General features: G+C 62.7%; 8 protein-coding genes and 1 pseudogene. 7 read left to right on the top strand and 2 right to left on the bottom strand.

The window, feature by feature from the left end:
* Positions 1 to 124 (bottom strand): annotated as a pseudogene (locus tag EN749_RS38980) (cystathionine beta-lyase); the annotation flags it as partial.
* Positions 125 to 570: 446 nt separating this feature from the next.
* On the opposite strand from EN749_RS38980, the gene EN749_RS23610 reads away from it, so the two are divergent.
* The 7 genes from EN749_RS23610 (at position 571) to EN749_RS23580 (ending at position 7616) form a co-directional block, all read left to right on the top strand.
* Positions 571 to 1206, top strand: a complete 636-nt coding sequence (locus EN749_RS23610) for a DUF1326 domain-containing protein (RefSeq protein ID WP_127810813.1) — start codon at positions 571 to 573, stop codon at positions 1204 to 1206.
* Positions 1207 to 1215: 9 nt separating this feature from the next.
* Positions 1216 to 2061, top strand: coding sequence for a DUF2182 domain-containing protein (locus EN749_RS23605; RefSeq protein ID WP_127810812.1), 846 nt, complete (start codon positions 1216 to 1218; stop codon positions 2059 to 2061).
* Between the two features lie 441 nt (positions 2062 to 2502).
* Positions 2503 to 3531 (top strand): amino acid ABC transporter substrate-binding protein, encoded by a 1029-nt coding sequence (locus EN749_RS23600; RefSeq protein ID WP_128364072.1) that lies wholly within the window; start codon positions 2503 to 2505, stop codon positions 3529 to 3531.
* 63 nt (positions 3532 to 3594) lie between these two features.
* On the top strand, positions 3595 to 4782 hold the full coding sequence (locus EN749_RS23595) for an amino acid ABC transporter permease (protein WP_127810810.1): 1188 nt from the start codon (positions 3595 to 3597) through the stop codon (positions 4780 to 4782).
* 9 nt (positions 4783 to 4791) lie between these two features.
* Positions 4792 to 5949 carry an amino acid ABC transporter permease gene (locus EN749_RS23590; RefSeq protein WP_127321837.1) on the top strand — a complete coding sequence of 386 codons (1158 nt, stop codon included), beginning with the start codon at positions 4792 to 4794 and terminating at the stop codon, positions 5947 to 5949.
* An 85-nt stretch (positions 5950 to 6034) separates the two neighbouring features.
* Entirely contained in the window at positions 6035 to 6838 is an 804-nt protein-coding gene (locus EN749_RS23585; RefSeq protein WP_023761950.1) for an amino acid ABC transporter ATP-binding protein, read from the top strand.
* A 109-nt stretch (positions 6839 to 6947) separates the two neighbouring features.
* A complete protein-coding gene (locus EN749_RS23580) occupies positions 6948 to 7616 on the top strand; it encodes a TIGR02117 family protein (RefSeq protein ID WP_127396949.1) in 669 nt (222 codons plus the stop codon).
* Between the two features lie 237 nt (positions 7617 to 7853).
* Here the strand turns inward: EN749_RS23580 and EN749_RS23570 are convergent, their stop codons facing one another.
* Positions 7854 to 9092, bottom strand: coding sequence for an FAD-dependent monooxygenase (locus EN749_RS23570; RefSeq protein WP_128364070.1), 1239 nt, complete (start codon positions 9090 to 9092; stop codon positions 7854 to 7856).
* Positions 9093 to 9107 lie beyond the last annotated feature (15 nt).

Genomic DNA, 9107 nt, shown 5'->3' with positions numbered 1-9107 from the left:
CGGTCGAAGCATGCACCACCGGCGGATTGACGAAGCCGAAATAGTCGTGCGGATTGTTGCCCGAATGGGCAAGCCGCGTGTTGACGCCCATCCCGCCGCTAAAGTGCTCGCCGTCTTTCGCCATTCTGCGTCGCCTCGTTTGACAAGCCGCTAGCCATAGTGCGGCGCTATGGACCGTGCAACAGCCACCGCCCGCCAGGAGGCGGACTTCGATATGCCAGTTCGTCGCGGCAAAAACAGCGATGCTGGGGCAGGGTATTAAACGAAAAACCCGCCTGTGCGGCGGGTTATCGGCGCAAATCAGCACCATGGACGACCATAGCTGAGGGCAGGGTGTCAAGAAAAAATTCCTATCGCGAAAGGCGGCCTTTTATTGACCTGCGTTCGGAGCCCTAATCTCAGCCGATCGGCCTATTGTGGGCGGCTGCGGAAGGTATATGATTTCCTGCTAATATTAATCGCCGGATTGCTTCGATCAGATGCTGCCGGATGGTTGCTGCCGGTTGACTTCTGGTCCTCCACGATCCGGATCGCGCTCATGAAGCGTGAGTGCGGCAAGGGAGGAATGACATGCCGGACGTCAAATGGGCCATGAAGGCGAGCGAATTCATCAACTGCAACTGCGCCTATGGCTGCCCGTGCCAGTTCAACGCCATGCCGACATACGGATTCTGCCAGGCGGTCGCCGGCATGGAAATCGAGAGCGGCCATCACGGCGACACCAAGCTCGACGGGTTGCGGTTCGTCGGGATTTTCAGATGGCCCGGCGCCATACACCAGGGCGGGGGTGAAGCCGCGGTGGTCATCGACGAGAGGGCGACGGAAGCCCAACGTGGCGCGCTGCTTCGCATATTGGGCGGTCTGGACACCGAGCCAGGTGCAACGATATTTCAGGTCTTTTCGACCACGCTGGAGAAATTCCACGATCCGATCTTCGCGCCGATCGAATTCAAGATCGACGTCGACGCGCGAACCAGTCAGCTGCATGTCGAGGGTATAACCGACGGTCGCGGCGAGCCGATCCGGAATCCGGTCACCGGCGCCGCGCACCAGGCGCGCATCGACTTGCCGCACGGCTTCGAATACGCGATCGCCGAGGTCGGGCGCGGCTGGACCAAGGCGACGGGCCCGATCAAGTTCGAACTGGCCGATACGCACAGCCATTTCGCCAATCTGCATCTTACGCAGAGCGGCATCGTGCATTGACCTGATCCAATGGGCGATACGGCCCTCGAGGCGGTGCTGAGGCGCGATCGCGCGGTCGTGATGGCCGCGCTCGTGGTGATTGCCGTGCTCGCCTGGGCCTATGTGCTGTGGCTCGCCGCCACCATGGTCATGCCCGGCTCCCCCTTGCCGGACGGCGGAGGCGGCGACATGGCCGGCATGGATATGGCCGGCATGGATATGGGCGCCGCCATGGCGCCCGGCTTCCGGCCCTGGGCATTGGGCGATTTCGCCTTCACCTTCACGATGTGGGCGGTGATGATGGTCGGCATGATGACGCCGTCGGTCGCGCCGATGTTGCTGCTCTATGCCGGTGTCGGCCGCAAGGCGCGGGCGGATGGCCGGCCCATCGCTTCGACGGGATGGTTTTTTGCCGGCTATCTCGCCGTCTGGGTCGTCTTCAGCCTCCTGGCGACCGGTGCGCAATGGCTTCTCGCCCGTCTTGCCTTGCTCGATCCCTCGATGGCAACCGGCAGCGCGATCCTCGGCGGCCTCGTTCTGATCGCCGCCGGTCTCTATCAATGGACGCCGATGAAGGGCGTCTGCCTGCGCGAATGTCAGGCGCCGATCGCGTTCCTGGCCGGCCGTGGCGGATTCCGCTCCGCTCCGCTCGGCGCGCTTCGGCTCGGCATCGATCACGGCGCTTATTGCCTGGGGTGCTGCTGGGCGCTGATGGCTCTGTTGTTCGTCGGTGGCGTCATGAACGTGCTGTGGATCGCCGGCATCGCCATCCTTGTTCTGCTGGAGAAGACGGTGCCGACCGGGCAGCTGATTCCGCGCGTTTCAGGCGCGTTGATGGCCGCCATCGGGATCTGGATCGTCTTTCAAGCCCTTTGAGAACAGTCTTCGTCGGCGGTCTGTATTGGTATGCAGCCGTCAGTAAATTGTCAGATGACAATCTTGGGACCTGGTAGTTCGTCGCACGCGGAGGTCAACAACGACGAGCTATTGCCCGGGATGGATTTCGCTGCCGCGGCCCGTATTGGCCCCGCGTTGGCGTTGCATGAGATTTGCCGCCTTTATTAGCCCTGCTGGCTAAATCGCGGGCGTGTTTGTCTGTAAATCGGGCATTTGCGGCAATCGGTTTTCAAACTCTTTGGGTTTCGGTCATTTCCCTTGACCTCACAGGAATTATCGCCTTCGATGACATTTGTGAATGGGAGGCGGCGCGTCGGTTACGATGCGGGGTTTCGGGAATGGGCCGGGATGAAGCCGCGTTCACACGGGAGAAAAAAATCAGGATTTACTCCTGAAAACAGAGAAAAGGGTCTGTGGGTCATGAAACACATTGCTATCGGCATTCTAGGCGCCGCCACGCTTGGATTGATGGCGTCCGCCGCGCCGGCGGCCACGCTCGACACCGTCAAGGCGAAGGGCTTCATCCAGTGCGGCGTCTCCACCGGCCTTGCCGGCTTTTCGGCGCCGGACGACAAGGGTGACTGGCAAGGCATCGATGCGGATTTCTGCCGCGCTGTCGCGGCCGCCGTCTTTGGTGACGGCTCCAAGGTCAAGTTCACGCCGCTCAGCGCCAAGGAGCGGTTCACCGCGCTGCAGTCGGGCGAGATCGACATCCTGTCGCGCAACACCACCTGGACCATCAACCGCGATACGGCGCTTGGCCTGAACTTCATCGGCGTCACCTACTATGACGGCCAGGGTTTCATGATCAACGCCAAGAAGCTGCCGGGCGTCAATTCGGCCCTGCAGCTTTCGGGCGCAGCCGTCTGCGTGCAGAGCGGCACCACCACCGAGCTGAACCTCGCCGACTACTTCAAGGCCAACAAGATGGAGTACAATCCCGTCGTCTTCGAGAAGCTGGAAGAGGTCAACGCCGCCTATGATGCCGGCCGCTGCGACGTCTACACCACCGATCAGTCGGGCCTCTACGGCATCCGCCTGACGCTGGGAGCGCCGGCCGACCACGTCGTGCTGCCCGAGATCATCTCCAAGGAGCCGCTCGGACCGGCCGTTCGCCAGGGCGACGACCAGTGGTATCACATCGTCAAGTGGACCTATTTCGCGCTGCTGCAGGCTGAAGAGCTCGGCATCACCAAGGCCAATGTCGAGGAGATGAAGAACTCGGCAAGCCCCGAGATCAAGCGCGTGCTCGGCCAGGAAGCCGATACCAAGATCGGCACCGATCTCGGCGTCTCCAATGACTGGGTGGTCAACATCGTCAAGGCCGTCGGCAATTATGGCGAAATGTTCGAGCGCAATGTCGGCTCGGGCAGCCCGCTGAAGATCGCGCGCGGCATCAACGCGCTGTGGACCAAGGGCGGCCTGCAATACGCGCCGCCGATCCGCTGATCGAAATGTGATCCGGGAGGCAGATCATCTGCCTCCCGGTTTCTCTTTCCAGGGGACGGTCGAATGGCATCGCAGGACGTACTTCGCGAGGAGCCCAGCCGCGGCTCCTTCATCAACGATCCGAAAATCCGGGGCATATTCTTCCAGGTGCTGGTCGTCGTGCTGCTGGTGGCGGGCGTCTGGTGGATTGCCCACAACGTCATCGACAACCTGACGCGGCTGCGCATCGCTTCAGGCTTCGGCTTCCTCAAGGGCCGCGCCGGCTTCGACATCAGCGAGAGCGCGATCGCCTATTCGTCGGATTCGACCTATGGCCGCGCCATTCTGGTCGGCCTCCTCAACACGCTCATCGTCGCCATCGTCGGCATCATCACCGCGACAATCATCGGCTTCGTCATCGGCATCGGCCGGCTCTCGCAGAACTGGCTGATCCGGAAGATCTGCACCGTCTATGTCGAGGTCTTCCGCAACATCCCGCCGCTGCTGGTCATCTTCTTCTGGTATTCCGGCGTGCTGGCCGTGCTGCCGGCACCACGCGACAGCTACAACCTGCCGTTCGGCTCCTTCCTCAACCAGCGCGGTTTCTATTTTCCACGCGCCGTGTGGGGCGACGGCTCATGGCTGATCTTCGTCGCCCTGCTTGTCGGCATCGCCATGGCGTGGTTCGTCGCGCGCAAGGCGCGGCAACGGCAGATGGCGACCGGCCAGCAATTCCCAGTGTTTTGGACGTCCGCGGCGCTGATCGTCGGGCTGCCGCTGCTCGCCTATGCGCTGAGCGGCTTTCCCCTGAGCTTCGACTACCCGAAGCAGTCGACTTTCAACCTGACCGGCGGCTTCCAGGTCCGGCCGGAGTTCCTGTCGCTTTATCTGGCGCTGTCCTGCTATACCGCCGCCTTCATCGCCGAGATCGTGCGCGCCGGCATCAGGGGTGTCAGCGCGGGCCAGACGGAAGCTGCCGGTGCGTTGGGCTTGCGGTCCGGATCGATCCTGCGGCTGGTCGTAGTGCCGCAGGCCATGCGCATCGTCATTCCGCCGCTGACCAGCCAGTATCTCAACCTGACCAAGAACTCGTCGCTGGCCATCGCCATCGGCTATCCGGACCTGACGGCGACCGCCGGGACGGTGCTGAACCAGACCGGCCAGGCCGTCGAAGGCGTGGTGATCATGATGGTGATCTACCTCGCCATCAGCCTCCTGACCTCGCTTGTGATGAACTGGTTCAACGCCAAGATGGCGCTGGTGGAGAGGTGAGGTAAGGACATGCAAGAACATGATATGTCCTGGGTGCGCACCGAAATGGTGCTGGCGCAGCCGGCGCCCGCCAGCGTCACCGGCCTCGGCGCTTGGGTGCGCAAGAACCTGATCGCTTCTGCCGGCGACACCATCTTGACGATCGTCGGCATCGCCCTGGTGGCGATGATCCTGCCGCAAATCATCAATTGGGCGTTCATCAACGCCGTGTGGACGGGACCGGACCGGACCGTATGCGCCACGGTGGCGCAAGGCGGCATCCAGCCGGATGGCTGGACCGGCGCCTGCTGGGCTTTCGTCAATGCCAAATTCGGCCAGTTCATGCTCGGGCGCTATCCCATCGAGGAGCGCTGGCGGCCGATCCTGGTCGCTATCCTGTTCGTGGCGCTGCTGGTGCCGATGCTGATCCCGAAGGTGCCGCGCAAAGGGCTGAATGCGGTTCTGCTGTTCTTCGTGCTGCCGATCGTCGCCTTCGTCCTGCTGGTCGGCGGCATGTTCGGCCTGCCGCATGTCGAGACCTCGCTTTGGGGTGGGCTCTTGGTGACGCTCAGCCTGTCTTTCGTCGGCATTGCCGTGTCGCTGCCGCTCGGCATCGTGCTGGCGCTCGGCCGCCGTTCCAAGATGCCGATCATCAAGACGCTGTGCGTTGTCTTCATCGAGACGGTGCGCGGCATCCCGCTGATCACCGTGCTGTTCTTCGCCAGCGTCATGCTGCCGCTGTTCCTGCCGGAGGGTGTGTCGTTCGACAAGTTCCTGCGCGCGCTGATCGGGGTGTCGCTGTTTGCCGCGGCCTATATGGCCGAAGTGGTGCGCGGCGGCCTGCAGGCGATCCCCAAGGGCCAGTATGAAGGTGCCGATTCGCTCGGTCTCGGCTATTGGCAGAAAATGTATTTCATCGTCATGCCGCAGGCGCTGAAACTGGTTATTCCAGGCATCGTCAACACCTTCATCGGCATGTTCAAGGACACCAGCCTGGTCATCATCATCTCGATGTTCGACCTGCTCGGCATCGTCAAACAGAATTTCTCCGATGCAAACTGGGCAACCGCGCAGACGGCGAGGTCAGGCCTGATCTTCGCGGCCTTCGTCTTCTGGCTGTTCTGCTTCGGCATGTCGCGCTATTCAATGTACACCGAACGCCGGCTCGACACCGGCCACAAACGCTGAATGCATGTCGCCCAAAAGTGTATAGCGGTTTTGGGATAACGACATGCATCACTACCAACGACAAAAGAACAAGGGGATCCCTGTCATGGCCACCGAAAATGCCGTCAGCGCCGAAGAGATCAAGGTCAACGCCGCCAAGATGCAGATTTCGACGACCGATGTCGCCATCGACATCATCGCCATGCACAAATGGTACGGCGAGTTCCATGTGCTGAAGGACATCAACCTGAAAGTGATGCGCGGCGAGCGTATCGTCATCTGCGGCCCCTCCGGCTCCGGCAAATCGACCATGATCCGCTGCATCAACCGTCTGGAGGAGCACCAGAAGGGCAAGATCATCGTCGATGGCAAGGAACTGACCAACGATCTCAAGAAGATCGACGAGGTGCGCCGCGAGGTCGGCATGGTGTTCCAGCACTTCAACCTGTTCCCGCATCTGACCATCCTGGAGAACTGCACGCTGGCGCCGATCTGGGTGCGCAAGACGCCGAAGAAACAGGCCGAGGAAATCGCCATGCATTTCCTCAAGCGCGTCAAGATTCCGGAACAGGCCCACAAATATCCCGGCCAATTGTCCGGCGGCCAGCAGCAGCGTGTGGCGATTGCCCGTTCGCTGTGCATGAACCCGCGCATCATGCTGTTCGACGAGCCGACCTCGGCGCTCGATCCGGAGATGATCAAGGAAGTGCTGGAGACCATGGTTGGCCTTGCCGAGGAAGGCATGACCATGCTGTGTGTCACCCACGAGATGGGCTTCGCCCGCAAGGTCGCCAACCGTGTAATCTTCATGGACCAGGGCCAGATCGTCGAGCAGAACACGCCGGCCGAGTTCTTCGACCACCCGCGCCACGAGCGCACGAAGCTGTTCCTGTCGCAGATCCTGCACTAGGCCTCGACGGCCACGAAGAGCCCGGCTGAAACACTGCCGGGCTCTTTTGCGTATGGATAACAGGCGGGCGTTCGTGTCGCGCCGGAGCGCGTTTGCAGGGCCGCCTTTCATGAAAAGACTGGGACGTTTTCTGGGTCTTCTGTTGGTTCTCGTCGCACTCGCCCTGACGACGGGCACCTTCGTGCCACGGCCGCTGTGGCCGGCCGCCGCCGCCGTGCCAGCCGCGACGCGTCACATCCTGGTGCTGAACAATCCGATCCACACCGATATCGCCATCCCGGTCGATGACGCCGTGCGCCGGCGTTTCCATTTCCTGGTCGACGCGGGCATACCGGCCGACAGGCCGGAGGTCCGCTACATCGTCTTCGGCTGGGGCGGCCGCGCCTTCTACCTGGAGACGCCGACATGGTCCGAGCTGAAGGCGGTGCCGGTGATGAAGGCACTGACACTCGACGCGTCGGTCATGCATGTCGATGTCGCCGGTGACATCCTCGAACCGCGCCCCGATATCGCGGGATTCGACATCACCGAGGATCGGTTCACGGCGTTGCTCGATTTCATCGATGCAAGTTTCCAGCGGGGACCGAAAGGCCCGACCCTCGTTCCGGACGCAGCCTATTCCAGGTTCGACGGCTTCTACGAAGCCAATGGCCATTTCAACGCACTGGTCGGCTGCAACACCTGGACGGCGGCGGCCTTGCGCATCGCCGGCCTGCGCACCGGCTGGTGGAACCCGCTGCCTGTATCGCTTGGCCTGTCGATGCGGCTGTATAATTAGCTGTCTCGTCTTGTCGCGTTTCGCCAATGCGAGACGCCTCATTCCTTCGCGCCCCCCTCTGTCCTGCCGGACATCTCCCCCACGAGGGGGGAGATTGGCGGTTCGGCGCCCCGCTCTTTCCTGCGGCCCTGCAACGTTCGAGATTGGTGAAATCGGCGGTGCCGGACATCTCCCCCCAAGTGGGGGAGATGTCCGGCAGGACAGAGGGGGGCGCTGTCCCGCCAGCCTGTCAGGCTTTCAACGCCTGACAGCAGCCTCAACTGCCCGCCACCCATAGAGCCAATCCAGATCCGCCGCGAGCTTTTCCGAGCGCACCTTCAGGAACACATTGCGCGCAATCGCCACCGGACCCGAGGCATGCCAGGCCAGCCGGTTGACAGCGCCGCGTCGGGCGACCTGCGCTACACGCGGTCGCCGTGACTGTTCCCAGGTCGCAGGTGCGGCCAGGGGGTCGGCAGGGAAGTCGGCGATGATGTCGGCAAGCGTCGCAGCATCCTCGATCGCCATCGCCGCGCCTTGCGCCGCGAACGGCGTCATCGCATGCGCGGCATCGCCGATCAGCGCCATGTTGCCGGTCGTCCAAGGTTGTTTGCTGTCGACCGTATGGATCGGCCATGCGGTCCATGGGCCGGCCTGCTCGACCAGGCGGGCAAGTTCTGCCGCGGTGCCGCGCAGGGCTCGGGTCAGGATCCCGGCGTCGGCGTTGCCGGACCAGCCCTCGGCAATGCGGTCGCCCCTGGTGAAGGCCGCGAGATTGAAGGCCGCACCCTTGCTGACGGGATAGGCCACCATATGGAAGCCGGGATGCAGGAAGGTGGTGACGCAATTGGTTACACCGATCGCGGCAAAGGCTTGTCCGGCAGCGCTTTCGGCGGCAATGGTCGCGCGCCAGGCCAGCTCGCCGGAAAAATGGCTTGTCGGCAAGGCCGCCTTTTTGGCCGAATCGACAAGTGCGCGCACCGACGACCAGACACCATCGGCTCCGATCAGCAGGAAGCCCTCAGCCTTGATGGTTTTGCCGTCGATCTCGGCCGTCGCGGTGATGCCATGGGGGCCGGTGGCAGCGCTGCTGACGCGGGCGCCGGTGGTAAGATGGATATCCGGTATCTCGGAAACCCGTGCCATCAGCGCGCTCTGCAGATCAGCCCTGTGAGCGACGAGATAGGGCGCCTGCCAGCGCGTTTCGGCGGCTTGCCCCAACGGCACCCGCGCCAGTTCGCGCAACGTCGCGGCGTCCTTCAGGACCACCGCTTCCGGCCGCACCGTTGCCGGCAGCAGCTTGTCGAGCACACCAAGCTGGCGAAGGATGCGTGTCGCGTTGGGAGAAAGCTGGATGCCGGCGCCTGCCGCTTCCAGGCGCTGCACCTGTTCGAACACTTTCACAGGGTAGCCGCGTTCGGCGAAAGCCAGCGCTGCGGTTAGCCCGGCGACTCCCGCCCCGGCGATGACGACTTGCCGGGAGCGCGTGTCGTTCATCGGGCTGGCCGCGAA

Origin of the sequence: Mesorhizobium sp. M7A.F.Ca.ET.027.02.1.1 (assembly GCF_004022985.1) — a bacterium.
In the GTDB taxonomy this organism is placed as follows: domain Bacteria; phylum Pseudomonadota; class Alphaproteobacteria; order Rhizobiales; family Rhizobiaceae; genus Mesorhizobium.
This window is presented reverse-complemented; position numbering and strand designations above follow the sequence as displayed.

Coding starts and splice junctions, on each gene's coding strand:
- EN749_RS23605 (WP_127810812.1), top strand. CDS start 1,216: ATGGGCGATACGGCCCTCGAGGCGGTGCTGAGGCGCGATCGCGCGGTC.
- EN749_RS23610 (WP_127810813.1), top strand. CDS start 571: ATGCCGGACGTCAAATGGGCCATGAAGGCGAGCGAATTCATCAACTGC.
- EN749_RS23585 (WP_023761950.1), top strand. CDS start 6,035: ATGGCCACCGAAAATGCCGTCAGCGCCGAAGAGATCAAGGTCAACGCC.
- EN749_RS23570 (WP_128364070.1), bottom strand. CDS start 9,092: ATGAACGACACGCGCTCCCGGCAAGTCGTCATCGCCGGGGCGGGAGTC.
- EN749_RS23595 (WP_127810810.1), top strand. CDS start 3,595: ATGGCATCGCAGGACGTACTTCGCGAGGAGCCCAGCCGCGGCTCCTTC.
- EN749_RS23590 (WP_127321837.1), top strand. CDS start 4,792: ATGCAAGAACATGATATGTCCTGGGTGCGCACCGAAATGGTGCTGGCG.
- EN749_RS23600 (WP_128364072.1), top strand. CDS start 2,503: ATGAAACACATTGCTATCGGCATTCTAGGCGCCGCCACGCTTGGATTG.
- EN749_RS23580 (WP_127396949.1), top strand. CDS start 6,948: ATGAAAAGACTGGGACGTTTTCTGGGTCTTCTGTTGGTTCTCGTCGCA.